This is a genomic window from Methylobacterium brachythecii (assembly GCF_014196345.1).
Classification (GTDB): Bacteria; Pseudomonadota; Alphaproteobacteria; order Rhizobiales; family Beijerinckiaceae; genus Methylobacterium; species Methylobacterium brachythecii.
Genome location: NZ_JACIDN010000004.1, coordinates 440,196 through 466,606, shown reverse-complemented (window position 1 = coordinate 466,606; position 26,411 = coordinate 440,196). Strand labels below are relative to the sequence as shown.

Below are 26,411 nucleotides of genomic sequence, written 5' to 3'. Positions count from 1 at the left end.
GGGTTCGCGCCGTGAAGGCGCCGTTGTCGTCGCCGCTGCGCACGGCGACCGGCACCATGACGAGCGCGCCGCTGGTCCTCGTCGACATCGAGACCGAGGGGGGCGCCATCGGCCACGGCTATGCCTTCGCCTACACGCCGGTCGTCTTACCCGGCCTGACGCAGCTTCTGCGCGATCTGCTGCCGCTGCTCGAAGGCGTGGAACTCGCGCCGGTTCGGATCATGGAGAGCTTGAGGGCGCGCTTCGTCCTGCTCGGGAGCCGGGGCCTGCTCGACATGGCGCTCGCCGCCATCGACGTCGCGTTGTGGGACGCGCATGCGAAGGTCCTGGATCGCCCCCTGGTGCGGCTTCTCGGGGCCACCGCGAAGCCCCTGCGCGCCTATGCGAGCTTCGGCATGGACGGCCAGGAGGAATCGGTGCGGCTCGCCGCACGGGCCGCCGACCAGGGCTTCACCGCGGTCAAGATCAAGATCGGCTACCCGACCTTGGCCGAGGACGTCGCCGTCGTGCGTGCCGTGAAGCGGGCGATCGGCAACGTCGATCTCCTCGTCGACTACAACCAGTCCCTCACCCTTCCCGAGGCGCTGCGGCGCTGCCGGGCGCTCGACGGCGAAGGCCTCGGCTGGATCGAGGAGCCGGTCCGGTACGACGACCTCCGCGGCCATGCCCAGATCACGGCCGAGATCGGAACCGCGATCCAGACGGGCGAGAACCTCTGGGGGCCGCGCGACCTCGGCGAGTACGTCCGCGCCGGTGCGTCCGATCTGATGATGCCCGATCTCGTGAAGATCGGCGGCGTCACCGGCTGGCTCGGCGCCAGCGCGCTCTGTCACGCCCATGGCGTGCCGGTCAGCAACCACTTCTTCCGGGAAGCGAGCGCGCATCTGATGTGCGCGACACCGACGGCGCATTTCGTCGAATATTTCGGTCTGGCCGACCCGATCCTGGCCAGGACGCTGCCGGTCCAGGACGGGCACGTGCGCCCGAGCGAGGAGCCAGGTCTCGGGATCAGCTGGAATGAAGCGGCGATCGCTGAGTTCGCGGCCTGACGACGCCCACCAACACACCAAGAAACGTTTCCGAGGAGATGGTCCGATGAAGTCCTACCCCCGCTTCAAGGCGGCGGCCTGCCATGCCGCGCCGATCTACTTCGATGCCGACGCCACGGTCGACAAGGCCTGCGCCTGGATCGAGGAGGCCGCGCGCAACGGCGCCGAACTCATCGCCTTCCCGGAGGCCTACATCGCGTCCTTCCCGGTCTGGTCCGGCGTCTGGGCGCCCGTCGACACCCACGATTTCTTCCGCCAGCTGGCAGCCTCCTCCGTGCTGATCGACGGGCCGGAGATCGGCCGCCTGCGCTCTGCGGCGAAGAAACACGGCGTCTTCGTCTCGATGGGCATCAACGAGGCCTCGCCGATCAGCGACGGCTGTATCTGGGACACCAACGTCCTCATCGGCGACGACGGCTCGCTCCTCAACGTCCACCGCAAGCTCGTCCCGACCTACTGGGAGAAGCTGACCTGGGCGAATGGCGACGGCAGCGGATTACGCGTCGTCGATACCCGCGTCGGCCGCATCGGCGCGCTGGTCTGCGGCGAGAACACCAATGGGCTCGCCCGCTTCGCGCTCCTCGCCCAGGGCGAGAACGTTCACATCTCGTCCTTCTCCCCGCGCTGGCCGACGCATCCGCCGGGCGAGGCCGCCTATGACCTCGAGGCCGCGATCCGCCTGCGCGCGGGCGCCCATGCCTTTGAGGGCAAGCTCTTCAACATCGTCGCCTCCGGCTTCCTGCCCCCGAACGCCATCGACCTGATCAGCCGGGACAATGCCCGGGCGCGCCAGCTGCTCGAAGAAGCCTCGAAGAGCGTGTCCCTGATCTTTGGTCCCGGCGGCGCTCCGATCAGCGAGGTGCTGAAGGAGGAAGAGGGCATCGTCTACGCCGAGATCGATCTCGCCCAGTGCGTCGTGCCGAAGCAGTTCCAGGACGTCGTAGGCTACTACAACCGGTTCGACGTCTTCCAGTTCAAGGTGAACCGGCGTGCGCATGCTGCCGCCGAGTTCGTGGCAAACCTGGCGCCGAGGCCGGACGACGAGACCGGCGTGGAGCCGTCGCTGCTCGCCGGGGACGCCCGCTGAGGGGGCCTCGTCCGCGCGCTCGCCATCGGGTCGCCCTCACGATCCCGGGCAGGAGTTCGGCCGCTGCCCGCTCCGCATTGCTGCGCCGTCCGGACGCCATCCGGCCGAGGCGCGGCTCCCCGTGCCGCTCGATGCACGCGGCCTCCGGCAAACCGGAGCGTCGCTTCAGAGGGCCGTCCGGTCTTGCTCGGACGATGGGGGTGCCGGCAAGCTCGCCGCCCGCAATTGCGCAATGAAGGCCCGCGTCGCGGGTCCGGCCTCGCCGCGCCGGAACGCCACGGCGATCTCGGACAGAACCGGCGACGACAGGAGCGGCCGGTAGACGACGCCTTCGATGTGCAGCGCCTTCGCCACGGAGCTCGGCACGATCGAGACGCCGGCTCCGAGCGACACGTGCACGACGACGGATGTCAGGTTGCCCGGCTGCTCGGCGAGCTTCGGTACGAATCCGCCCAATCGTCCCACTTCCAGGACACCGGCAATCTGCTCGGGCAGTATGAAGGTCTCGTTCGCCAGATCTGCCGGAGCGATTTCCGCCTTCGCGCCGAGTCTGCTGTTTTCGCGACACGCCACGATGAAGGGATCGCGCACGAGCGTGACCGAGGCGATGCCGGGCGGATACTCCATCGGCGGCCGCAGGAAGGCGACGTCCAGCCGCCGCGTGTCCAGCATGTCCGGTAAAAGATCCATCGCGACTTCGCGGGAGCGGATATCGACCCCCGCATTCGCCGTCTTGAAGGCCGTGATCTGCTCCTGGAGGACGCCGGAATAGGCGGTCGAGGCGACGTAGCCGATCTCGATCCGGCCCAACTGCCCCCGGCCTGCGAGGCGTGCCGTCTCGACGGCGCGCTCCGCCTGGCGGACCGCCATCCGGGCATCGTCGAGCAGCATGGCCCCGGCGGCCGTCAGGCTGACGGAGCGCTTGGTCCGGTTGAAGAGCCGGACCCCGAGTTCACGTTCGACGTCCTGGATCTGCTTCGTGATCGATGGCGGGCTGATCCCCAGCAGGTCGGCCGCCTTCGCGAAGTGGAGTTGCTCGGCGACCGCAATGAAGTAGCGAAACTGGCGGATGTCCATGCATTCACATCCGGTGCGAAGGCCATGCCCCTGCAGCTTCGCAAAAATCACGAGACTTCGGCAACCGCGACGGTCCCGCCGGGGCCGCGGTCTCGGTCAGAAGTCGACCGTGATCGCCACGCCTCTCGCGACCGCGGCGTCGACCGCAGCCGAGGCGACGGCGAGATCCTGCAGGCCGACACCGGTGCCGTCGAACAGCGTGATCTCGTCTTCACTGCGGCGGCCCGGATGCGTGCCGTTGATGACCGCGCCGATCTCGGCAATCGCCTCGGCGCTCAACAATCCGCGGCCGATGGCATGCTGCGCCTCGCCGATCGTAATCGACTGGGCGATCTCGTCGGTGAACACACTGGCTTTTGCCAGAAGTTCGGCTTCGACCTCCTGCTTGCCCTTGGTGTCGGTCCCCATGCAGGCGAGATGGGTGCCGGGGCGAACCTGGGCGGCCTTGAGGATCGGCGCGAAGGACGAGGTGATGGTGACGATGACGTCGGATTGTGCGCCGAGCTCGTCAAGATCGACCGCTTCGAAAGGCAGGCCCTTCTCCGCCGCCACCGCCTCGAGGCGGCTCAGCGCCGCGGGCTCGATGTTCCAGCCGATCACCTTCTCGAAGGGGCGCTGGTCGAGGGCGGCCCGGAGTTGGAAGGTCGACTGGTGGCCGGCGCCGATCATGCCCAGCACGCGCGAGTCCGTTCGCGCGAGGTACTTGATCGAGACCGCCGACGCCGCAGCGGTGCGCAAAGCCGTCAGCAGGTTGCCGCCCACCACGGCGCGGCAGCGGCCGGTATCGGCGTCGAACAGGAAGACCGTCGATTGGTGATTGGTCAGCCCCTTGTCGAAGTTGCCCGGCCAGAAGCCTCCCGATTTCAAGCCGAGCGCAAGGCTCTCGCGGTCGAAGCCCGACTTGAATCCGTACAGGGCGTCCGCATGCCCGATCGCCTCGCGGATGACCGGAAAGTTGTAGGCCGACCGCCGCGCCATGGAGGCGAAGACCTGCTCGACCGCAACCAAGCATTCGCTGGACGAGACGAGATCGGCGATCCGGGATTCGGGGACGATGATCATGGATGTTCCTCGGGCGTGCCGTGCCGCAGGTTTCACCTCCGACACGGCTTAGATCGACGATTCAGTAGGCTTTGCCGCGCGCCGAGACTGGCCAGAGGGTCTCGACCTTGCCGTCGCGGACGCCGACGTACCAGTCGTGGACGTTGCAGGTCGGGTCGCAATGGCCCGGCACCAGCCGCAGCTTGTCGTTGACCTTGAGGACACCATCGATGTCCTCGACGACGCCGTGCTCGTCGGAACATTTGATGTATTTCACGTCGTCGCGGCCGAACACGAAGGGCAGGCCGCTATCGACCGATTGCGCCTTGAGGCCGGCATCGACCACGGCGAGATGCGGCTTGGCGTGGCTCATCACCGAGGTCAGCAGGAAGAGCGCGTTCTCCCACTCGCCCTGGTCGATGCGCCGGCCGTCCTTGTCCTGGATGCGCCCGTAATCCGCATCCATGAAGGCGTAGGAGCCGCATTGCAGCTCGTTGAAGACGTTCGAGTTGGACTCGAAGTAGTAGGACCCGGTCCCGCCACCGGAGACCAGTTCCGGCTCGAGGCCGACGGCCTTCAAAGCCGTCACCGCATCGGTCACCTGGGCGATGGCGGCATCGAGCTTGGCCTTCCGCTCGGCGTAGCTGTCGATGTGCTGCATCGCGCCCTGATAAGCCTGGAGGCCGGCGAATCGGAGCTGGGGTGCAGTGCTGATCTCGCGGGCGATCTCGACGACCGCGTCGCTCGTCTTCACCCCGCAGCGGCCGGCGCCGCAATCGATCTCGACGAAGCATTCGAGCACCGTGCCGTGCTTCTGCGCGGCCGCCGAGAGCTCCGCGACGTTGGCGCGATCGTCGACGCAGACGATGATGCGCGCACCGTATTTGGGCAGACGCGCCAGGCGGTCGATCTTGGCGGGGTTGCGGACTTGGTTCGAGACCAGGATGTCCTTGATGCCGGCGCGCGCGAAGACCTCCGCTTCCGAGATCTTCTGACAGCATACGCCGATGGCGCCGCCCAGCTCCATCTGCAGCTTCAGCACGTCGACGGATTTGTGCATCTTGCCGTGCGCGCGGTGGCGCATGCCGTGCGCCTTGGCGTAGGCGCCCATCTTCCTGATGTTGCGCTCCAGCGCGTTCAGATCGAGGACCAGGCACGGCGTCTGGATGTCGGCCTCGTTCATTCCCGGCAGCGCCGGAACGTCGAAGCCGACTTCCAGATCGGCGAAGTTCACATGTGCGTTCATGGGTCCCCTCCTCAGTTCCAGGGCAATCTGTCGAGGTCGACGTTGCCGCCGGTGACGATCAGGCCGACGCGCTTGCCGGCGAAGACGCTCGGGTTCTTGAGAATCGCAGCCAGCGTGACGGCACTCGACGCCTCCATCACGATCTTCAGGCGCTTCCAGATCAGCTTCATCGCGGCGACGATCTCCTCTTCGGAGACCGTGTGGATGTCGGTGACGTGGTCACGCACGAAGTGCCAGGTCAGCTCTTTCAGCGGCACCTTGAGGCCGTCGGCCACGGTGTCGGGCGCGTCGTCGGCGATGATGCGTCCTGCCTTGAAACTCCTGAAGGCGTCATCGGCCTGTTCAGGCTCGGCGGCGTAGATCCGGATGCCCGGCGCCAGGTTCGACAGCGTCAGGCAGGTGCCGGAGACCATGCCGCCACCGCCGATCGGAGCCACGACCGCATCAAGCCCCTCGACCTGCTCGATCAGCTCGGCCGAGCAGGTCGCCTGCCCGGCGATGACGCGGTGATCGTTGTAGGGATGCACGAACTCGGCCCCGCTCTCGGCGACGACCTCGGCGAAGACCGCCTCACGGCTCGAGGTGGAGGGCTCGCACTCCACCACCCGTGCGCCATAGCCGGCGACGGCATCCTTCTTCGCCTGCGGCGCGGTGCGCGGCATGACCACCGTGCACGGAATGCCGCGGCGGCCGGCGGCATAGGACAGGCAACTGCCGTGATTGCCGCTCGAATGCGTGGCCACCCCGCGTGCGGCCTGCTCGTCCGACAGGCCGAAGACGGCATTCGAGGCACCGCGGGCCTTGAAGGCGCCGGCCTTCTGCAGGTTCTCGCATTTGAAGAACAGCTCCGCTCCCGTGAGCTCGTTCAGCATGCGCGAGGTCAGGACCGGCGTGCGGTGGATGTAGGGGTCGATCCGCGTGCGGGCCGTCAGCATGTCCGCCAGCGTCGGGATGTACAGGGATGCCTCGGTCGTCATGCGGCCCTCTTCAGCGCGACGCTCGTGCTCTGCCGGTAATGCTCCTGGGCGGCGGCCACGCCGGATCCGAGCCGGATCGGAATCCCGAGATCGGCGAGGACCATCTCCGCGGTGGCGATTCCGGACAGGGCCATGACCTCGGTCAGGCTGCCGAGGTGCCCGATGCGGAACACCTTGCCGGCCACCTCGCCGAGCCCAGTGCCGAACGAGACGCCGTAGGCGTTCAGCGCGTGCGAGACGACCGCGTTGGCATCGAATCCGTCGGGGACTCGGATGGCGCTGACGGTGTCCGAGTAGAGTTCGGGTCGGGCGGCGCAGAGGCGCAGGCCCCAGGCCGCAACCGCCCGCCGAACACCCTCGGCGATCCGGAAGTGGCGCGCGAAGACGTTGTCCAGGCCTTCCGCGAGCAGCATGTCCCCGGCGACCCGCAGGCCGTTCAGCAGGCCGACCGGAGGCGTGTAGGGATACCCGCCCCCCGCATAGGATTCGCGCATCGCGCGGATATCGAAGAAGTTGCGCGCGAGCTTGGCGTGTTCCGCAGCGGCGATGGCATGGCGCGAGAACCCGACGATCGCGAGCCCGGGCGGCAGCATGAAGCCCTTCTGACTGCCGGTGACTGCGACGTCGACGCCCCACTCGTCCATCCGGAAGTCCATGCAGCCGACCGAGCTGACGCCGTCGACGAACAAGAGGGCGGGATGCCGCGTCGCGTGCAAGGCGCGCCGCACGGCCGAGATGTCTGACCGGACACCGGTGGCCGTCTCGTTGTGCGTGCCGAGCACGGCCTTGATCCGATGATGCTTGTCGGCGGCGAGGATCTCTTCGAGACGATCGGCCGGGATGCCGTCGCCCCAGGCCTGCGTGACGACCTGCATGTCGAGGCCGTGATGGCGGCACATGTCGATCCAACGCTCGCTGAAGCGGCCGTGGAGGGTCGCCAGCACCGCGTCCCCGGGCGACAGGACGTTCGTGATGGCCGTTTCCCAGCCGCCCGTCCCGGTCGAGGGAAACACAAAGATCTCGGCATCCGCGGACTTCAGCACCTTGCGCACCGACGCGAGCGCCGGCCGCAGGATCTCGGCGAAGAGCGGGCTGCGGTGGTCGATGGTCGGCATGTCCACCGCCTTCCGCAGCACGTCCGGGATGTTGGTCGGCCCGGGAATGAAGATCGGGTTCTGGGTACTCATCGGCTCGCGTCCTCGACTTAAGTCAGCGCTAACACGCGGACCTGCCTCGGTAAATTTTTTTAAATTCATTATTCAATATACGTTTTTGGAGAAATTTTCTCGCCAGATCAGTGGTTTATAATTTTTCATTGGCAGGAAGCGTATTCCAAAACCTACTTTTTATTCGCGGAAAATGCCGGTAACTCGGCTCGATGTCGAAGCAGATTCGCCGTCGTGGCCGCCCCAAGAACATCCTGCCGCCGCAGGCTCTGCCGGGCATTCAGGCGCTCGATCGCGCCCTCGACGTGCTGGAGGCCCTGGCGACGCATGATGGCGTGACGCTGACGGAACTCGCCGGACTCCTGACGCAGTCCACGGCGACGATGCATCGGGTGTTGGCGGCCCTCGAACGACGGCAATACGTCGAGGTGAATCCCGAGCGTCAGGAGTGGTTCGTCGGCCCGGAGGCCTTCCGCCTCGGCTCGGCTTTCCTGCGCAATTCCAACATCGTCGAGCGCAGCCGCACGGTGATGCGCGACCTCGTGGCCAAGACCGGCGAGACGTCCAACCTCGGCGTCGAGCGCGAAGGGGTGGTGCTGTTCGTCAGCCAGATGGAGACCCAGGAAACGATCCGTGCCTTCATTCCACCCGGCACGAAGTCGCCGCTGCACGCCTCGGGCATCGGCAAGGCGTTGCTCAGCGCCTTCGACGAAGCGAGGCTCGATGCCTTCATCGCGGCGGCGCACCTCACCCGCTTCACCGATCGAACGATCGCCGGACCCGAGCAACTCCGCAGGGAGGTTCTGAACATCCGGGAGGCGGGCTACGCCCTCGACGACGAGGAGCGGACGATCGGAATGCGCTGCGTCGCTGCCGCGATCCACGACGCCTACGGAGAGGCCGTCGCCGGAATCTCCGTCTCCGGGCCGACGGTCAGGATGCCCGATGCCAAGGTCCGCCAGATCGGCACGTGGGTGGCCCAGGCCGCGGCAGACGTCTCGCGGCGGCTCGGCGCCGCACATCACGTCGGTGTTCAGAGCGCCGAGTAGGTCGCCACCAGGACGTCGCGATAGCCGACCACGGCAGGGTCCAACGCCGTCAGCGGGCTAACGCCGTGCCGCAGGCGCCGATCGTCCACGATGATCGTCTCGAAGGGCTGCCGCATCTGAAGCTGGGCCACGGTCGTTCCCGTCGCATCGACGATCGTCGTCGTGCCACCCGTGACGTTCTCGCGGTTCACCAGCATCATCAGGACCCAATCGACACCGTCGCGATGCAACCCCTCCGGGGTGGGCAATCCGTGATCCTGGCCCGTAGCCTCGATGCGGAACTGATGCATCTCGATGTCCCAGGCCGGCCGTGATGCGGCCAAACCTCGATCGAATGCCGGCAGGCATACCGAGAGGAGCCTGTGGGTCAGAGGGCTGTCCGCCACCTCGGCCGTCACGGGCGCGAAGTGCCGGGCGATCCCCCCGTTGAGACGATTGAACGCCGTGGCCTGGAAGTGAGGCCGCCCAGGTCGCCTCTCGACGCCGGTGCCCGAGCCGCGGAATATCGCATGCCGGCGACGACGGTATTGGCCGCCATCGCCCATGAACGCGTCACGCTCGAGGGACGACCAGCTTTCCGCGAAACCGGGCCAGCCGGACGACGCGCCCGCTCCCAGAAGCCGGCGCATCGCGTCGGGTCCGAGATAGACGAAGCCATCCGCGGCGAGGCCGGCGGAGATGGTACCGACATCCGGGAACTCGACCGTCACGCTTTCCCGCAACACCACGGACCTCCCTCCTGCTCGGCCTCGACGTAACGACGAAAGGTCGCCTCCGCCATCCAGCCGTGCGCGGGATGCAACGGATCGTCGCCGATTTTCAATCGTTGCGCTCGGCCCTCAAGCTCGACATGGCGGCGAGCACGCCGCCGCGCTGGTAAGGCACGTTCGCCGCGTCGAGACCCATCTCCACGCCGGACAGAGCGCTAATCAGCTTCAGATCTGTGCATTCGCCGAGATGGGCAATGCGGAATTAGCTTACAAGAAGATCATTGTTTACGTTTTGGAAATTGACGAGCAGCGAAGCCGCTCTTTTCAACTACCGCGGAGCGTTGATCTTCGTTCGACGCAAAGACCAAGAAACAGAATACTCGCAGCCTCTGGGTGCCCACATTAGAGCGGGCAGCGTCGTGCTGGGCGCAAAGCGCCACAGGGTGGACAACCGCTCGGAGCAGCGTGTCGGCGAGGGGAGGCTGGCTGGCGGCGAAATCGGTCGATCTGCCGCCTCCAGCCGACGTCACAGTCCGAGCGCGAGGCCGTCGCTTCGCGGGTCGTGCGCGCCCGACAAATGCCCGTCGCTGTCGATCACGATGGCACCGGCTTGCCCAGCCAGCGGGCTCCGGGCCTCGATCAAGCTGATCGCATGCCCGCGCTCGCGCAATGCCGCGACGGCGCTCGGATCGACGTCGCTTTCCAGCTTCAGGCTGTCGCGCTCGTCGGAAAACGTGCGTCCGAGCAGGAAGCGCGGGCGCGCCAGCGCTTCGGCCGGATCGAGGGCGTAGTCGATCAGCCGCGTCAGCAGTACGGACAGGGTCTGAGGCTGCCCATCGGCGCCTTGCGTGCCGTAGAGGATATGCGGTCGCCCGTTCTTCAGGGCCATACCGGGGTTCAGCGTGTAGAACGGCCGCTTGCCCGGCTCGTAGACGTTGGGGCTCGCCGGATCGAGGCTGAAGGCCGCGCCGCGGTTCTGCCAGAGCACGCCGGTATCTCCCACGACGACGCCGCTGCCCCAGTCGAAATAGGTGCTCTGGAGAACGCTGACGCTGCGGCCCTGCGCATCGGTCGCACCGAAGAACACCGTGTCGCCCGTCCGGTATGGCTGCGGCCAATCCAGGGCTCGATCCGAGCGGATCGCGGCCGCCTTCGCGGCGAGCCGATCCGCCCCGATCCAGAGATCGCCCGCGGGAGCGACGTAGGATGGGTCCGCGATCTCGCCGCGGTCGAGGAAGGCCTGCTTCACCGCCTCGACGCAGCGATGGAAGTAATCGGCGCTACCTTCCTCGACGTCCGACAATCCGAGGCGCTCCAGGACGCCCATGATCGCGAGCGTCGTCACGCCCTGGGTAGGCGGCGGCGGAGCCAGCAGGGTCAATCCGCGATAGTCGAGTGTGGCCGGGGCCTCCTCCCGCGCGTGCGTGTTGCGTAGGTCTTCGGCCGTGAGGGGCGAGCCGACTTCGGCGAGGCCCTCGGCGAGCGCGGCGGCGAGTTCGCCCTCGTAGAAGTCGCGCGGACCGTTTTCGGCGATCAGGCGGAGGCTGCGTGCCAGAGCCTTCTGCACAAACGGCTCGCCGACGTACGGGACGCGGCCCTCGTGCAGGAAGGTCCGGACGAAGCCGGGCCACGCCGGCAGATCAGCCCGGCGGAATTCAGTCCAGAAGGCCTGCGAGGCCGAGAACGGAAAGCCGTTCTCGGCATAACCGATAGCCGGATCGAGCAGGTTCGAGAGGCTGATCCGCCCTCCCCAATGCCGGCGCGAAAAGTCCTGAGCGAGGCGCCAGGTGTCGACCACGCAAGCCGAGGCGAGGGTCGAGAGCGGGCCGCGCGTCGGGATTGAGCCTGCGCAGGCAGGCGCGGTGGAAGCTGCCTGGCCGATGCCGGTCAACGTCGTCCGCCGGCCCTCGCGGTCGGCGACGATCCAGATCGCGTCGCCGCCGATGCCGCAGAAATGCGGATAGGTTACCGCGATCACGCCGCCGATCGCGATCGCCGCCTCGATCGCGTCACCGCCCTCGCGCAGAACCTTGAGACCGGCCTCGCTCGCCAGCCTGTGCGGGCTCGTGACCATGCCGCTCTTCGAGGTCGCGAGGACGGGACCGGGGGCGCCCGCTTCCGGGCGGCCCGCTTTGGTGGCAGGACGGGTCATGGTCTTGTCCGGATTGAGGTGGCCCCGGCGCCGGGTGGCGCCAGGGCGAGGCCGTGCGTGCTAGTGCTGTGTCGCCGGGTGGGACAGGTTGGTCTCGGGGCGTCCCGGATGGTGCGCGCCGAGCGTCGCGGTGAGCCACGCGTAGACGGGGCCGAGCGCGTTCATTGCCATCACCGAGGCGAGCGCCACCAGCGGGTCCTTCGGGACCGGGCCAAAGCCGCCGAAATAGGTCGCGAAGTAGCAGGCGAAGCCGAAGAACATGCCGGGCACGAAGCTCAGCAGCTCGAAGCGGCCGAGCGCCATCATCGATCCATTCAGGCTGAACAAGATCGCGCATTGCGCGAGCGTCAGCGCGGTGCCGGAGAGATGCTGTCCGGCGAAGTTGAAGCCGAGCACGATGAGGCAGGCGACGCAGTTGCCGAGCGCCATGGTCGGCCAGATCCGCTTCAGGACTTCCGGCTTGGGGCCGCCGGCGGCGAAGGTGCCGGCCCAGCCGATGAAGATCGCCCAGGGCGGCAGGTGATGCGGAATGAACAGCGTCGTCACGGCGAGGGCGGAGGCGACGATCTCGGCGGGGGGCTTCTTCATGGTGGCGTCTCCCAAGGTCGGGTCGGTGGCTCGGGCTTCTGGCTCAGACTGGCTCAGACTGGCTGGGCTTCGATCGGGCGGTCGTGGACCTGGCCACAGCCCCGGCAGATCCGGCTGTCGACGGTGGTCACCACGGTGACGCGGCCGTTCTTGAGCACCCACGAACGCGGAGGCAGGTCGAGCAGCGCATCGGCGACGGTCAGCGTGTCGAGGATCACGATGTCGGCGCGCTTGCCGACGACGAGCCCATAGGCCTCCGAGATGCCGACGGCGCGGGCGGCATTGACCGTGCCCATCTTCAGGATCTCAGCCTGGTGCTCGGGCGTGCCGAACTGGATGAGATGCGCGAGCAGGTTGCCGATCTGAAGCGGGTCGGCCTTGCCGAAGGGCGTGAAGGCGTTGCGGATGTTGTTCGAGGAATAGGCTACGTTGACGCCGGCCGTGTGGAGCGCCCGCACCGGCGTCAGGCCGCGACGGGGCTTCGACTCGTCCTTGCGGCCGCCGAGATAGACGTCTGTGGCCGGCAAGGTGACGATGCTGATGTCGGCCTCGCGCAGGGCCTCGATGACCGGCTTGGCCTCTTCGGGCTCCAGAGCGCCCATGCTGGTGACGTGGCCGAGCGCGACGCGGCCCTGGTAGCCCGTGGCGATGGTCTTCTCGGCGATGTAGCGGGCGGTAGCGAAGCGGGCGTCGCGAGTGTCGTCGGCGAAGTCGACATGCATGTCGATCGGCAGGCCGCGTTTCATCGCGATGTCGAAGACCCGGTCGATATGGCTGCGCGTGTCTTCGGGCGTGAGCTCGTTGTAGGGGCAGCCGCCGACCACGTCGGCACCCGAATCCAGCGCCGCCTCCATCAGCGCGACGACACCCTCCGTCTTGAGGATGCCTTCCTGGGGAAAGGCGACGATCTGCAGATCGATCAGGTCGCGGTATTCCTCGCGCAGCTGCAGGGCGGTCTCGACGCCGAGCAGGCCCTGGATCGGGTCGACGTCGGGATGGGCGCGGATCAGCGTGGTGCCGTTGCGGATCGCCATGTCGAGCACCCGGCGTGAGCGCTCCAGCACGTCCTCGCGTTCCTGCTTCGCCTTGAGGATGCCGGTGACGCGGATCGCCTCCTCGAGGGTGCCGGTGCGCGCCGGCAGACGCCGATGCAGGAAAGCCTTGTCGAGATGCAGATGCGGCTCGACGAAACCCGGCAGAGCCGCCCGCCCGCCGGCATCGATCTCCTCGTCGGCCGTCTCCGGAATGGCCTCGGCGATCTCGACGATCAGGCCGGCCTCGATGCCGATGTCGACGAGCGGTCGCTCGTCGTCGATGCGGACTCGGCGGATGATGATGTCCATGGCGCGCTGCACCCTCGTCCTTGTCCGGCATCGTTGGCCGGCACGGCGGATCACTCCCTGGCTGCACGATGGCAGCCGAAGAGGCATGCAAGCAATCGGCCGGTTCCGGGATCAGGCTCGGATTAATCCGAGCTGCACCGCAGCATCAGGCGAGGCCGCGGGCGAGAGCGTAGCGCACCAGGTCGGCGGTCGTTCCGGCATCGAGCTTGAGCAGTACGTTGCTCTTGTGCGTGCTCACGGTCTTGATGCTCACATCCAGCTCGCGGGCGATCGCCGAGACGGAGCGGCCCGTGACGAGCCGGTCGAAGATCTGACGCTCGCGCGGCGACAGCGCCGTATGCGGCGGCTCGGGCTCCAGCATCTGCCGGATCAGCGCCTGGGAGGCACTGGGGCTGACGACGCGCTCGCCCGCGGCCGTCTTGCGGATCGTCTCGATCAACTGGTCCGAGGCGCTGGCCTTCGTAACGTAGCCGACCGCTCCCGCCTTCATGGCCTCGATGACGTATTGCCGCTCCTCGTGCATGCTGAGCACGACGACGCGCGAACCCCCGATGGATGCCACGTCCCGGACGAGCCCGATGCCGCTGCGGCCGGGCATCGACAGGTCGAGCAGCACCACGTCGCAGACCAGGGCCGAGATGCGCTCCACGAGACCGTCGCCCGTGGTCGCCTCTCCGACGATCTCAAAATCGTCCTGCTCCGAGAGGATCTGCTTCAGCCCCTCACGAAAGATCGTGTGATCGTCGGCGATGAAGAGGCGGATCATCGCGCCGGCCTTCGCCGTGACGGACCTGCGATGGGCAGGCGCACCCTGACCGTAGTGCCCGCACCGGCCTTGCTCTCGATGGCGACGGTGCCGCCCAGAAGCCTCGCCCGTTCGCGCATGCCCGCCAGACCGAGCCGCCCGCGCGCCGCAGACGAGCGGTCGATGCCGCGTCCATCGTCCGAAATCGCGATGAGCAGGGCGTCGCCGTCATGGCGCGCGCTCACCTCGGCCCGGGTCGCCGCGCCATGACGGAGCACGTTGGTCAGGGCCTCCTGCACAATGCGGAAGGCAGCGGTGCTGACATCGGGCGCGTAGCTCGCCTTCTCGTCGAAGACGAGACCGATCGGAATGCCGCCGCGTTCGGCCGTAGTCTGGGTCAGCCACTCGATCGCCGCGCGTAGCCCGAGTTCATCGAGGATCAGCGGTCTGAGTTCCGTGGCGATGCGGCGCAGATCGACCACGGACCGGTCGGCAATGCCGATGAGCCGCTCGATGCGGGCGGCGACGAGATCCGGCTCGCCGAGCCGGTCCCTCATCCAGGCCAGATCCATCTTGATCGCGGTCAGCGTCTGGCCGAGTTCGTCGTGGAGTTCGCGGGCGATGCGGGCGCGTTCCTGCTCGCGAGCCTGTTGCTCGAATTCCGAAAGCTTCCGCAGTTGCTCACGCGAGGCGATCAGTTCGGCTTCCGCGGCCTTGCGTTTCGTGATGTCGCGCGAGATCCCGACCGTGCCGACGATATGGTCGTCCTCGTCCCTGATCGGCGACTTGATGGTGTCGTACCAGCGCAGGACCCCGTCCGGGCCGCGCCGCGATTCCTCGTAGCGCCGCCGCTTCCCGCTGCGCATCACGGCATGGTCGGTCTTGAGGTAGACCTTGGCGACGTCCGCGGGCCAAATCTCCTCGGGACGTCGCCCGATCACGTCGGATCCAGTCACGCCGAGAGCGTCGAGATAGGTGGCGCTGACCGCGAGGTATCGCGACTCGCGATCCTTCAGCCACGCCATGTCGGGGATATTTTCGAGAAGCGCGTGCTCCAGCGAGCGATCGCGGCCGGACGAGGCAGACATGGTTGAACACTCGGCAGACCAGCCAACTCCATTAGCAGGATCTCCCGCAGGTTAGCGAGCGCGACTCAACAGGAGTCGCCAAAGTCCCGAGGTCGACGGTGCAAACCGATACGGCGAGCGTAATCCTCGCCGAATAGCCGGAGACGAAGCTGCTTTCGGCCGAAAGGCGCGAGACCATGGAGCACAGGGGGGGCACATCGCTGGCGCTCCTGAGTGGCGATGTTTCGGTGCGGTGTCGGCCATTGCGCCTGTTCGGAGCGCTGGCTGATGCTTACCAGAAGAGATCGGGTACCGGATCGGACAGGCATGCAGCGCGTCACCATCACAATCGACGATGATTTGCTGGCCGCCGTCGATCAGCTTTGCGAACGGCGCGGTTACGAGAGCCGGTCGGAGGCCATGCGTGACATCGTGCGCGATGCCCTGGCGCCGGCAAAGGCCGCCCTGTCGACCGACGCCACCTGCTACGGGGCGCTGAGCTACGTCTATAGCCACGGGACCCGCGACCTCGCACGGCGGCTGACCGACGAAGGACATCACCACGGCGTTTCGATCGCCAGCATGCACGTGCACCTCACACACGACGACTGTCTCGAGGTGGCCGTCCTGCGCGGATCGGCGGCCGCGATGCAGAGCTACGCCGACAGCGTCATCACCCAGCGCGGCGTCCGATACGGTCACCTGCAGCTCATCCCCGAAGGTGCCCGGCAACCCGCCGCGCCCCGCCGTCAGCCCCTCCCAGAGAGCGGCTGACGCAGATCGGCCACAGCGGATAGTGAGAGTTTTGCGTATGTCTTTCATACGCGAGGCGTGCCTTAACGGGCATCGCCGACCTCACCGCCAGAGCCGACCGTGTCCCGTCAGGTCCCACGTCCGACCGCGCCAAACCCCAGGCTGCTGCTCCTTGCGTCGGCCGGCGGCTTGATGCTGTCGTCGAGCGTCGCTGTCGCGGCCCCGGCCGAGCAAGCGACATTGGCGGAGATCGCGGTCGCGGGGGACGCGGGCGCCGCCGCCGCCGCTGCCGATAGCGGCTATGTCGGCGGCACATTGGGGATTGGTGGCCCCCTGCGAACCGTGGATGCCGCAAGCGCCGGCATCGTCACGGGCGCCCAGCTCAATGCTCGCCCCGTGACGCGGCCCGGTGAGGTGCTGGAAGCGGTGCCGGGCCTCATCGTCACCCAGCATTCCGGCGAGGGCAAAGCCAACCAGTTCTTCCTGCGCGGCTTCAACCTCGATCACGGCACCGACATCGCGATCGACGTCGACGGAATGCCGGTGAACATGCGCACCCACGCCCACGGCCAGGGTTATGCGGATCTGAACTTCCTGATCCCCGAACTGATCGGCGCCTTGGAGTTCCACAAGGGTCCGTACTTCGCCCGCGACGGAGATTTCGCCTCCGCCGGCTCGGTGCGGATCGGCTACCTCGACACGGTCGAGAAGAATCTCGCTCAGCTCTCCCTCGGCAGCTTCGGCTACAAGCGCGCGCTCGGCATCGCCTCGGCGCCCCTGGGCGAAGGCCATCTGCTCGTTGCCGGCGAAGCCCAGGTCTATGACGGGCCGTGGGACGTGCCCGACCGGCTCGGCAAACTCAACGGCGTCATCCGCTACAGCCAGGGGACGCAGACCGACGGCTTCTCGCTGACCGGAATGGCCTACTGGGCCAAATGGAGCGCCACCAACCAGATCCCCGAGCGCGCCGTCGCGCAGGGCCTGATCGGCCGCTACGGAACCCTCAATCCGACCGATGGCGGCGATACCGGCCGCTTCTCCCTCTCGGGCCGCTGGAGCCAGACGGACGAGACCGGGGTTACGAAGGCCTCGGCCTACGTCATCCGCTACCAGATGAACCTGTTCAACGACTTCACTTACTTCCTCAACAACCCCATCGACGGCGACCAATTCCATCAACTCGACCAGCGCGTGCTCGGCGGCGGCGAGGTCGCGCACATCTTCCAGGGCGACGTCCTCGGCCGGCCGGCGGAGTTGGAGGTCGGCGTCCAGACCCGCACCGACCGCATCAGGGTTGGCCTCTTCAACACCGCCAACCGAGGGTTTCTCTCCGGCGTGCTCGACGATCGCGTGCTGGAGTCGAGCGCAGCCTTCTACCTGGACACCCGCGTGAAATGGACCGACTGGCTGCGCACCAGCATCGGTTTGCGCGCAGACGGCTACTATGCCGATGTCCGCTCCGATACTCCGGCCAATTCGGGCAAGGCGCGCGATGGGATCGTCAATCCCAAACTCGGTCTCGTGCTCGGACCCTGGGCCGATACCGAGTTGTACGTGAACTACGGCGGCGGCTTCCACTCGAACGATGCGCGGGGCGTGACCGCCACGGTCGATCCGACCAGCCCATTGTTCAACGTCGTGCGGGCGCCCCTCGTCGTGCCCTCGACGGGTTACGAATTCGGCATCCGCAACCGCTCGATCGCCGGACTGGAAACCAGCCTCGCCTGGTTCCAGCTCGACTTCGCCTCCGAGAACCTGTTCGCAGGAGACACCGGCACCACCGAGCCGAGCCGGCCGACCCGGCGCCTCGGCGTCGAGTGGACCAACCGCTATGCGGTGACGTCGTCGCTCACACTCGAAGGCGACCTGACCATCACCAATGCCCGGTTCACGGACCCCGATCCGGTCGGCCGACGCGTGCCCGAAGCCCCGCATGTAATCGGCTCGGCCGGCATCACCTACGGCGAACCGCTCGGCTGGTTTGCCAGCCTGCGTTTCCGTTATTTCGGCGCGCGCCCGCTGATCGAGGACGACAGCGTACGCTCGAAGCCGACGGCTCTGCTCAACGGCCGCGCTGGCTACACCTTCGAGTCCGGCATGAGCTTGGCGCTCGATATCCTCAACCTCACCAATGCCAAGGCGGATCAGATCACCTACGCCTATGTCTCTCGCCTGCCGGGCGAGCCGGCGGGTGGTGTCTTCGACCGCGTGTTCCACCCCGTCGAGCCGACGGCCGTTCGGCTGACTCTCGCCAGCAAGTTTTGACCACCCACTCCATCACCGAGAAGGATCACTCATTATGCGGACTTTCGTCGCCTCGATCGGCCTCGTCGCAGCCCTCTGGGTCGCCCCCGCCACGGCGCATGGCTGTCACCACGGCTGGCAGCAGAGCAAGATGGAAGGCTGGCATAGCCATGGACTCAGGTGTGATGCCCGAAAAGGCCTGGGCGTCTCACGCCGCACCAAGCCGCAAGGCCGTCGCTCGGCTTAGCCGCGACGTTGGGCGCCGGACTGCGCCAAGGGAACCGGTGCGCAGGTCACTTGGCGAGGCCGCCTGCCTCGATGACGAATCGGGCGATCTCGTCGGCGCCGCGACCCTCGCGTAGCGAGGAGAACACGTAGGGGCGTACCCCCCGCATGCGGCGGGTATCCGCCTCCATGATCGAGAGGTCGGCACCGACGAACGGGGCGAGATCGGTCTTGTTGACGACGAGCAGATCCGAGCGGGTGATGCCGGGGCCGCCCTTTCGCGGGATCTTCTCGCCGCCAGCCACGTCGATCACGTAGAGGGTGATGTCGGCGAGTTCCGGCGAGAAGGTCGCGGCGAGGTTGTCGCCGCCGGATTCGATCAGCACCAGGTCGAGCCGCGGAAAGCGGCGGCGCATCTCGGCCACTGCCGCGAGGTTGATCGAGGCGTCCTCGCGGATCGCCGTATGCGGGCAACCGCCGGTCTCGACGCCCATGATGCGCTCCTCGGGGAGCGCCCCGGCGACTGTGAGGATGCGGGCATCCTCCTTCGTGTAGATGTCGTTGGTGATCGCGCAGATGTCGTAGGTGTCGCGCAGGCGCTTGCAGAGTTGCTCCATCAGCGCCGTCTTGCCGGAGCCGACGGGGCCACCGATGCCGACGCGGAGCGGACCGTTCAAGGACATCGGAACAACCTCACGAGCGGAAGATACGGGAATATTGGGTCTCGTGCCGGAAGGAGCCGAGATCGACCCGAAGGGTCGCGGAGCCGATGGCGTCGAGGTCGAGATCCTCGACAATCCGGGCCAGCGCAGCGATCCGTGGGGCGAGCGCCGCGACGACGCGGGTTCCGGCGCCCTGGCCGATCGGTGCGCAGCGCAGGGCCGCCGAGACGAGGTTCTGGACGAAGGCGAGGCCGTAGGCAGAGAGCGTGTCGTAGCGCGGCATGCCATGCGCCGCGGCGGAGGCGCCGACCGCCACCGGAAACGCGACCTGCCCTGGCAGCGCCGCGCCGATCGCCGCCAGTGCGTCACAGGGCCATGCGGCGAGCGTCGCATCGAGGAAGCTGCGGCCCTGCTGGCTCGTCTCCAGATGCAGCTCCCGAGAGGGCGCCAGCGCCAGCGCCAGTTCGTTCACCGCGGCGAGGGCCGCCGCATCGGCCGCCGCGCCATGCGCGTTTGCGGCCAGGATCATGTCGTTGCGGCCGGCTCCCTGCTCGAGGACGTCGCCGAGCCAGGCCGCGAGGCTCGCCTCGTCGCGGATGTCACCGGTCTCCACCGCCCATTCGAGCCCATGCGAATAGGCGAAGCTGCCGACCGGAAAAGTCGGCGACAGCCATGCCATCAGAATCAGGGGGCCGCTTGCGCTACGCATGCCGACAGGCCCTCCCGTCACTGCGGCGGCGTCAGTCATGATGGTGGCCATGCTCGTCATGGGCGTGCGCGTGTCCGTGGCCGCCCGAATAAGCCCCGCCCTCGGGCCGGAAAGGCCGCTCTACCGGCTCCGCCGTGCCGCCGAGGCCGCGCACCATCTCGGCGAGGACGTGATCGTCGGCGATGTAGACCGCATCCCCGGCGATCTCGGCTGGGATGTGGCGGTTCCCGATGTGCCAGATCAGCCGCTTGAGCGCGTGGTCCGAGCCGGCGCGGATCTCCAGCAGCGTCTCGGTGGCGGCCTCCACCCAGACGAGGCGGCCGTCATCCAGGACGAGGAGGTCGCCATCCTCGAGCACCGTCGCCGCGGCGAGGTCGAGCAGGAAACCGAGGCCGCCGACCCCCGTCATCGCGATGCGGCGGCGATGGCGATCGCCATGGTCGAGCACCACGCGGTCGACGATCTCGCCATTCGCGAGCGCGTCGGCCCGGAGGAAGGTTCGAGCGCGCAGCATCAGAACAGGAAGTAGCGCTGAGCCATCGGCAGGACCTCGGCCGGCTCGCAGACGAGGAGTTCGCCGTCGGCGCGCACGTCGTAGGTCTCCGGGTCGATCTCGATCACCGGCGTGGCATCGTTGAGGATCATGCTCTTCTTCGAGATTCCCTCGCGCGTATTCTCCACGGCCACGAACTGCTTCTGCACGCCGAGCCGCTCGCGTAGGCCGTCCTCGATCGCCGCCTTCGACACGAAGGTCAGGGCGGTGGCGTAGGGAGCGCGCCCGAAGGCGCCGAACATCGGGCGGTAATGCACGGGCTGCGGCGTCGGGATCGAGGCGTTCGGATCGCCCATCGGCGCGGTGGCGATCATGCCGCCCTTGAGCACGAGGTCGGGCTTCACGCCGAAGAAGGCGGGCGTCCACATCACGAGGTCGGCGAGCTTGCCCGGCTCGATCGAGCCGATATGGCGCGAGACGCCGTGCGCGATGGCCGGGTTGATCGTGTATTTCGCCACGTAGCGGCGGGCGCGCAGGTTGTCGTTGCCACTCGCGTCGCCGGGGAGCGCCCCGCGCTGGCGCTTCATCTTGTCGGCGGTCTGCCAGGTGCGGATCACGACCTCGCCGATCCGGCCCATGGCCTGGCTGTCCGACGACATCATCGAGAGCGCGCCGAGATCGTGAAGGATGTCCTCCGCCGCGATGGTCTCCTTGCGGATGCGGCTTTCGGCGAAGGCGAGGTCCTCGGGGATCGACGGGTCGAGGTGGTGGCAGACCATGAGCATGTCGAGATGCTCGTCGATGGTGTTTTTCGTGAAGGGCCGCGTCGGGTTCGTCGACGACGGCAGCACGTTGGCGAGCCCCGCCACCTTCATGATGTCCGGCGCGTGGCCACCGCCCGCGCCCTCGGTGTGGAACGCGTGGATGGTGCGGCCCTTGAAGGCCGCGATGGTGTCCTCGACGAAGCCCGATTCGTTCAGGGTGTCGGAGTGGATCATCACCTGCACGTCGTAACGGTCGGCCACCGAGAGGCAAGTATCGATGGCGGCCGGCGTCGTGCCCCAATCCTCGTGGAGCTTGAGCGCGCAGGCGCCGGCGCGCACCATCTCCTCCAGGGCTCCCGGTACCGAGGCGTTGCCCTTGCCCGCGAAAGCGAGGTTCATCGGGAAGCCGTCCACCGCCTCGATCATCCGGGCGAGATGCCAGGGACCCGGCGTGCAGGTGGTGGCGAGCGTACCATGCGCAGGTCCGGTGCCACCGCCGAGCATGGTGGTGACGCCGGAGCAGAGCGCATCCTCGATCTGTTGCGGGCAGATGTAGTGGATGTGGCTGTCGAAGCCGCCGGCCGTGAGAATTTTTCCTTCACCGGCAATCACTTCGGTGCCCGGCCCGACCACGATGTCGACACCGGGCTGGATATCCGGATTGCCGGCTTTCCCGAGCTTGAAGATCCGGCCCTGCACGATCCCGACGTCGCACTTCACGACGCCCCAATGGTCGAGCACCACGGCGTTGGTGATGACCGTGTCGACGGCCCCGTCGCGGTTGGTCACCTGCGACTGGCCCATCCCGTCGCGGATCACCTTGCCGCCGCCGAACTTCACCTCCTCGCCGTAGGTGGTGAAGTCGCGCTCGACCTCGATCTCCAGGCTGGTATCGGCTAGGCGGATCTTGTCGCCGACCGTCGGCCCGAACATGGCCGCATAGGCGGCGCGGGGCAGGGAGGCGGGTTTCATGGGATTCGCCATCGTCAGAGCTCCCCCATCACGCCGCCGCGGAACCCGAACACCTTTCGCTCACCCGACAGCGGCACCAGCGTCACCTCCCGTGTCGAGCCCGGCTCGAAGCGAACGGCGGTGCCCGGCGCGATGTCGAGGCGCATGCCACGGGCCCGCTCTCGCTCGAAGCGCAGGCCCGGATTCACCTCGTAGAAGTGGTAGTGCGAGCCGACCTGGATCGGCCGGTCGCCGGTATTGGCGACCTCGACGACGACGCGCTCGGCGCCCTGGTTGAAGACGATATCGCCGGGCTGCGTCGTCACCGTGCCCGGCACGTCGGGGGAGGGGGCGCCGCGGATCGGATGGTGGACCGTGACGAGCTTGGTGCCGTCGGGGAAGGTGGCCTCGACCTGGATGTCGTGGATCATCTCGGCGATGCCGGGCATGACCTGGTCGGCGGTGAGCACGTTCGCGCCCGCCTGCATCAGTTCGGCGACGGAGCGGCCGTCGCGGGCGCCCTCGACGACGAAGTCGGTGATCAACGCCACCGCCTCCGGATGGTTGAGCGTCACACCCCGTGCCAGCCGGTTGCGCGCGACCTGCGCGGCCATGGCGACGAGAAGCTTGTCTTTTTCACGCGGTGTGAGGAGCAAGGGTGCTGTCCCAACTTCGAGCCCTGAGGCGGATCATGCACGCGGCGGCGTCTGACGCTACCCGTCAGGTCTGCCAGACGCGCGGCATCGGCGCTCCGCGATAGACGGCGAGGAAGCGGGCGACGACGCCCCGGAGCGCGCCGACCTCGGCGCCGAGAAGACGCAGCGTGAGATGGCCGTTCCACGCGCTCGCAGCCGCCTCGATGCCGCCGCCAGCGATCGCCGCGTCGAGGCAGGCGCGGGCCTCCTCGATCCGGGCTTCGGCGCCAGGAGCGCAATCGAGGATCGTGCCCATGGTGCGCGCGCCGCCGCCGATCGCCGCGCGGGACAAGGCAGCGCCGACGGCGCCGTCGAAGCGCACGGTGTCGGCAAAGACGAGCCGGCCGCCACGGCGCACCCGCCAGACATCCTCGAACAAGGCCTCGGTGAGGGTTTCGTCCCGCGCGGCGCGTCCGAAGGCGACGATCTCGACGAGGAGAAGCGCGGCATCCTCCGCGAGGTCGGCCTCGAGCCGCCGGCGCAGGCGAGCGCCGTCGAACAGGATCGTCTCCTGAGGAAGCCAGGCGAGGCGTGCAGCGGAGCCGAGCGTGAAGCCGTTGCGCACCGTGCTGATCGGACCGTCCGACCGGTAGACCTTTTCCGCGGCGACGCTCGTCAGCACGAGATCCGCCCCGGGATCGAGCCGCGCCGAGATGGCGAAGTCGTCGCCGCAGGCGATGCCGCCGGCCGTGTTGACGAGGATGCCCTCCATCGTCCCGGCTTCCCGCGGGAAGCGGATGCGGGCGGGGCCGGCCTCGGCGAGGTCGCGTACCCGCGTCGGGCCACCGATCCCGGCCGGTCCGACGTGGAGATCCACGATCCCGTGCGAGCGCTGCCGCTTTGGAACAGGCGGGATCGAGGGCGGCCGCGGGGCGTGAATGGTTCGGTTCCTCGGGGAGGTGCGGGCGTCGACCGATCGGCGATGGCGAGAGGGCAGGCCGCGCTCCCCGCCGTCCGGTCCCATGCCGCCTGCCTGCGCCTTCTTTAAGCCCGAGTGGCCGCGGGGCAAGCCTCGGTCGTTGCGGCAACGAACGGGAACCCGCCTGACGCTATGGGATGCAGGCGTCACGGCGCCGGCCGCTCAGCGTGGGTCGGGTGGCCCGTCGCCCTTGCCGACGAACGGGATGCCCTCGATCGGGCATTCCTCCGTGCCGACGCTCGACCGGGTGATGGCCCGGACCGCGTCGCGGGTCGCGTCGGGATCCTCGATCCAGCGGCGATAGAAGTCGTATGGGCATTCCGACATACCGTGCCGGTTCTCCTTCGAGTTGATCATGCCCGTGTAGCCGCGGTGCAGCAGCTTGAAGAGGTGATTCTCCGACTGGCCGTTGGCACGGAAATCACGGATCAGGAACTTGGAGAGTGCGGCGTACTGGATGCCCATCTCCTCCTCGCCGCATTCGCCCAGCGTGCGGCCGTCGAAGCCGATGATCGCCGAGTGGCCGAAGTAGCTGTAGACACCGTCGAATCCGGCGGCGTTGGCGACGGCGACGTAGGTGTTGTTGGCGAAGGCCATCGCCTTCGAGATCAGCACTTGCTGCTCTTTGGCCGGATACATGTAGCCCTGGCAGCGGATGATCAGCTCGGCGCCGCGCATGGCGCAGTCGCGCCAGATCTCCGGGTAGTTGCCGTCGTCGCAGATGATCAGGCTGATCTTGAGGCCCTTCGGGCCGTCCGACACGTAGGTGCGGTCGCCCGGATACCAGCCCTCGATCGGCGTCCAGGGCATGATCTTGCGATACTTCTGCACGATCTCGCCCTGGTCGTTCATCAGGATGAGCGTGTTGTAAGGAGCCTTGTGCGGGTGCTCCTCGTGGCGCTCGCCGGTGAGCGAGAACACGCCCCAGACTCCGGCCTTCCGGCAGGCCTCGGCGAAGACCTCGGTCTCGGCGCCGGGCACGGCGGACGCCGTCTCGTACATCTCGGCGGCGTCGTACATGATCCCGTGCGTCGAGTACTCGGGGAAGATCACGAGATCGAGGCCCGGCAAACCGGATTTCATTCCGACGATCATGTCGCCGATCTTCTTGGCATTCTCGATGACCTCGGCCTTCGTGTGCAGGCGTGGCATCTTGTAGTTGACCACCGCCACGCCGACGCTGTCGTTGCTCGACGAGATGTCACCGTGCATCATGGCATTTCTCCCTGGCTTTGATTGACCGCCGAGCCGCACGCCCTGCGCGGCTCGGCTCTTTGCCTTTGTGTCGCCCTCAGCCTGGCGCGAGGCCGAGGAGGGTTCCGATGGGGACGATGAGGGTGAAGCCGCCGTACCAGCCGTCCTTGGGACGGCGCGCGGTGTAGGGATCGAAGAAGCTGTTGCCGTTGACGAGGTATTGGACGGCCGGCTCGAGGGCGATGCCGCGGCCGAAGTCGAAGTGGGCATTGGCCTCGAAGATGAACTTGTCGCGAGAGAAGCCCCGGCCGGTGCCGCCTGCGGTCAGGTTGGCCTGGGACAGGAAGGTCGCGTAGTCGTCGGCGATCCTCTGGTAGTTCATCTTCAGGCCGTAGGTGTCGTTCGGCCGGCTCTGGTCGGGCGCCTGCAGCATGACGCCGAAGAACGAGTTGAACTGGATCGGGATCGTCGAGTCGAGGGCGCCGCCGGTGCCGGTGTAGAGCACCAGCGCCGTGGGATGCGGGTTGAGCTCGAGGCCGCCATCGGCGCGCCAGACCGTCTGGCTGGCGGTGAGCACGATGCCCGAGGTGCCCTGCCTCTGCAGCACCGGGGCACCGGGGTTGAGGCCCTTGGCCGTGCCGAAGATCGTGCGGAAGTTATCGTCGTGATCGGCGGTGTTGTAGAAGCCGGTCAGCGAGATCCGGGTCGGATAGGCCTCCTGGGTGTAGTCGGTCTTGTAGCCGATCTCCGACATGACCAGCGCACCGGCGATCTGCTCGTAACCCCAGTCGTATCCGGACAGGAAGTTGGTGCCCGGGTTCACGGTGAAGGCGCCGGCCTGGATGTAGGTGTTCTCCGAGAGCTTGTAGGAGACGTTGCCGCCCCAGACGGCGAAGAGCGGCGAGGTGAAGCCGGCATTGAAGTAGAACAGATCCTGGAAGCAGGTATTGATCGAGTTGCAGTTCGGGAGCCCGTAATAGCGGCCCGGATGGGTGCGGCCGAACTCGACCACGAGGCGGTCGTCGAGCAGCTTCTGCTGGTAGGTCAGCAGCGACAGGCGGGTGTCGTTGGGTGTGAAGGGCGGCTGGTAGCCCATCGTGGTGTCGCCGATGGCGCCGGCGAGGTTGGTGTTACGCACCAGGCCGAAGAAGGTCTCGGTGAAGTTGATCGAGCCGCCCGCGATGCCGGCGAGCTTCTGCATGTCGGCGGTCATGCTCAGCACGAAATAAGCCGAGTTGGACTGGTTTCCGGGCCGCAGGCCGGCCGAGGGATTGGCCTGGTAGAAGTCGTACATGTTGATGTCGAAGGTGAAGCCGGCCGCGGCCATGCCGTTCGCCCAATCGGCCAGGGGGCCGACCCGCACCGGAGCCGCCGCGGCCTTCTCGGCGATCGCCGGATCGGTGCGCGCCTGCGTCTTGCCCACGAACTTGCCCACCGCAGACGCCGTCTGAGCCTGCACGCCCCCCATCCCGGCAAGCAGGAGCGCCGACGCGGCTGCCGCCTTC

At 67.4% G+C, this 26,411-nt stretch carries 24 protein-coding genes; 5 read left to right on the top strand and 19 right to left on the bottom strand.

Annotation, left to right across the window (positions count from 1 at the left end; genetic code table 11):
* The first annotated feature begins 11 nt into the window (after nucleotides 1-11).
* Together GGR33_RS13415 and GGR33_RS13410 are read left to right on the top strand one after the other, a co-directional pair.
* Nucleotides 12-1,049 (top strand): enolase C-terminal domain-like protein, encoded by a 1,038-nt coding sequence (locus GGR33_RS13415; protein ID WP_343068509.1) that lies wholly within the window; start codon nucleotides 12-14, stop codon nucleotides 1,047-1,049.
* A gap of 46 nt (nucleotides 1,050-1,095) precedes the next feature.
* Nucleotides 1,096-2,136: a carbon-nitrogen hydrolase family protein gene (locus GGR33_RS13410; protein WP_183505908.1), complete on the top strand. Its 1,041-nt coding sequence runs from the start codon at nucleotides 1,096-1,098 to the stop codon at nucleotides 2,134-2,136.
* Between the two features lie 165 nt (nucleotides 2,137-2,301).
* Here GGR33_RS13410 and GGR33_RS13405 read toward each other — a convergent pair whose 3' ends face one another.
* The 5 genes from GGR33_RS13405 to bhcA form a co-directional block, all read right to left on the bottom strand.
* Entirely contained in the window at nucleotides 2,302-3,213 is a 912-nt protein-coding gene (locus GGR33_RS13405; protein WP_183505906.1) for a LysR family transcriptional regulator, read from the bottom strand.
* A gap of 96 nt (nucleotides 3,214-3,309) precedes the next feature.
* Nucleotides 3,310-4,275, bottom strand: coding sequence for an iminosuccinate reductase BhcD (gene bhcD, locus GGR33_RS13400; protein WP_183505904.1), 966 nt, complete (start codon nucleotides 4,273-4,275; stop codon nucleotides 3,310-3,312).
* Between the two features lie 61 nt (nucleotides 4,276-4,336).
* The gene (bhcC, locus tag GGR33_RS13395; RefSeq protein ID WP_183505902.1) at nucleotides 4,337-5,500 is read right to left on the bottom strand and encodes a 3-hydroxy-D-aspartate aldolase BhcC; all 1,164 of its coding nucleotides are present in this window, start codon (nucleotides 5,498-5,500) and stop codon (nucleotides 4,337-4,339) included.
* Between the two features lie 11 nt (nucleotides 5,501-5,511).
* On the bottom strand, nucleotides 5,512-6,477 hold the full coding sequence (gene bhcB / locus GGR33_RS13390; protein WP_183505900.1) for a beta-hydroxyaspartate dehydratase BhcB: 966 nt from the start codon (nucleotides 6,475-6,477) through the stop codon (nucleotides 5,512-5,514).
* Entirely contained in the window at nucleotides 6,474-7,664 is a 1,191-nt protein-coding gene (gene bhcA / locus GGR33_RS13385; protein WP_183505899.1) for an L-aspartate--glyoxylate aminotransferase BhcA, read from the bottom strand. Before bhcA ends, bhcB begins: the two co-directional genes overlap by 4 nt.
* Before the next feature lie 191 nt (nucleotides 7,665-7,855).
* Here bhcA and bhcR point away from each other — a divergent pair, with 191 nt between their 5' ends.
* Nucleotides 7,856-8,692 (top strand): HTH-type transcriptional regulator BhcR, encoded by an 837-nt coding sequence (bhcR, locus tag GGR33_RS13380; protein ID WP_183505897.1) that lies wholly within the window; start codon nucleotides 7,856-7,858, stop codon nucleotides 8,690-8,692.
* Here the strand turns inward: bhcR and GGR33_RS13375 are convergent.
* From GGR33_RS13375 to GGR33_RS13350, 6 genes are all read right to left on the bottom strand, one after another.
* On the bottom strand, nucleotides 8,677-9,417 hold the full coding sequence (locus GGR33_RS13375; protein ID WP_183505895.1) for a 2OG-Fe dioxygenase family protein: 741 nt from the start codon (nucleotides 9,415-9,417) through the stop codon (nucleotides 8,677-8,679). The two genes, bhcR and GGR33_RS13375, sit on opposite strands and share 16 nt — an antisense overlap.
* Before the next feature lie 511 nt (nucleotides 9,418-9,928).
* Nucleotides 9,929-11,476, bottom strand: a complete 1,548-nt coding sequence (locus GGR33_RS13370) for a gamma-glutamyltransferase family protein (protein WP_183506075.1) — start codon at nucleotides 11,474-11,476, stop codon at nucleotides 9,929-9,931.
* A gap of 138 nt (nucleotides 11,477-11,614) precedes the next feature.
* Entirely contained in the window at nucleotides 11,615-12,142 is a 528-nt protein-coding gene (locus GGR33_RS13365) for a DUF1097 domain-containing protein (RefSeq protein ID WP_183505893.1), read from the bottom strand.
* 53 nt (nucleotides 12,143-12,195) lie between these two features.
* Complete coding sequence (locus GGR33_RS13360) at nucleotides 12,196-13,497, bottom strand: amidohydrolase family protein (protein ID WP_343068508.1); 1,302 nt, start codon at nucleotides 13,495-13,497, stop codon at nucleotides 12,196-12,198.
* Between the two features lie 133 nt (nucleotides 13,498-13,630).
* Nucleotides 13,631-14,251, bottom strand: coding sequence for a response regulator transcription factor (locus GGR33_RS13355; RefSeq protein ID WP_183505891.1), 621 nt, complete (start codon nucleotides 14,249-14,251; stop codon nucleotides 13,631-13,633).
* A complete protein-coding gene (locus tag GGR33_RS13350; RefSeq protein ID WP_183505889.1) occupies nucleotides 14,248-15,318 on the bottom strand; it encodes a PAS domain-containing sensor histidine kinase in 1,071 nt (356 codons plus the stop codon). Before GGR33_RS13350 ends, GGR33_RS13355 begins: the two co-directional genes overlap by 4 nt.
* Nucleotides 15,319-15,624: 306 nt before the next feature.
* Between GGR33_RS13350 and nikR the strand changes: the two genes are divergently transcribed.
* A complete protein-coding gene (nikR, locus tag GGR33_RS13345; RefSeq protein WP_183505887.1) occupies nucleotides 15,625-16,071 on the top strand; it encodes a nickel-responsive transcriptional regulator NikR in 447 nt (148 codons plus the stop codon).
* A gap of 171 nt (nucleotides 16,072-16,242) precedes the next feature.
* Nucleotides 16,243-18,315 (top strand): TonB-dependent receptor, encoded by a 2,073-nt coding sequence (locus GGR33_RS13340; protein ID WP_183506071.1) that lies wholly within the window; start codon nucleotides 16,243-16,245, stop codon nucleotides 18,313-18,315.
* Nucleotides 18,316-18,587: 272 nt separating this feature from the next.
* Here the strand turns inward: GGR33_RS13340 and ureG are convergent, their stop codons facing one another.
* The 8 genes from ureG to GGR33_RS13300 all read right to left on the bottom strand — a co-directional run bounded on the left by ureG (nucleotide 18,588) and on the right by GGR33_RS13300 (nucleotide 26,374).
* Entirely contained in the window at nucleotides 18,588-19,202 is a 615-nt protein-coding gene (gene ureG, locus GGR33_RS13335) for an urease accessory protein UreG (RefSeq protein ID WP_183505884.1), read from the bottom strand.
* Nucleotides 19,203-19,212: 10 nt separating this feature from the next.
* The gene (locus GGR33_RS13330; RefSeq protein ID WP_183505882.1) at nucleotides 19,213-19,890 is read right to left on the bottom strand and encodes an urease accessory protein UreF; all 678 of its coding nucleotides are present in this window, start codon (nucleotides 19,888-19,890) and stop codon (nucleotides 19,213-19,215) included.
* A 31-nt stretch (nucleotides 19,891-19,921) separates the two neighbouring features.
* Nucleotides 19,922-20,404: an urease accessory protein UreE gene (locus tag GGR33_RS13325; RefSeq protein WP_183505881.1), complete on the bottom strand. Its 483-nt coding sequence runs from the start codon at nucleotides 20,402-20,404 to the stop codon at nucleotides 19,922-19,924.
* Nucleotides 20,404-22,131 (bottom strand): urease subunit alpha, encoded by a 1,728-nt coding sequence (ureC, locus tag GGR33_RS13320; RefSeq protein WP_281381159.1) that lies wholly within the window; start codon nucleotides 22,129-22,131, stop codon nucleotides 20,404-20,406. The genes GGR33_RS13325 and ureC overlap by 1 nt, the downstream gene beginning before the upstream one ends.
* A gap of 2 nt (nucleotides 22,132-22,133) precedes the next feature.
* Nucleotides 22,134-22,754, bottom strand: coding sequence for an urease subunit gamma (locus GGR33_RS13315; protein WP_183505879.1), 621 nt, complete (start codon nucleotides 22,752-22,754; stop codon nucleotides 22,134-22,136).
* Nucleotides 22,755-22,818: 64 nt separating this feature from the next.
* Entirely contained in the window at nucleotides 22,819-23,613 is a 795-nt protein-coding gene (locus GGR33_RS13310) for an urease accessory protein UreD (protein WP_425488782.1), read from the bottom strand.
* 261 nt (nucleotides 23,614-23,874) lie between these two features.
* The gene (locus GGR33_RS13305; RefSeq protein ID WP_183505875.1) at nucleotides 23,875-24,927 is read right to left on the bottom strand and encodes an aliphatic amidase; all 1,053 of its coding nucleotides are present in this window, start codon (nucleotides 24,925-24,927) and stop codon (nucleotides 23,875-23,877) included.
* Between the two features lie 76 nt (nucleotides 24,928-25,003).
* Nucleotides 25,004-26,374: a carbohydrate porin gene (locus GGR33_RS13300; RefSeq protein WP_246413061.1), complete on the bottom strand. Its 1,371-nt coding sequence runs from the start codon at nucleotides 26,372-26,374 to the stop codon at nucleotides 25,004-25,006.
* Nucleotides 26,375-26,411 lie beyond the last annotated feature (37 nt).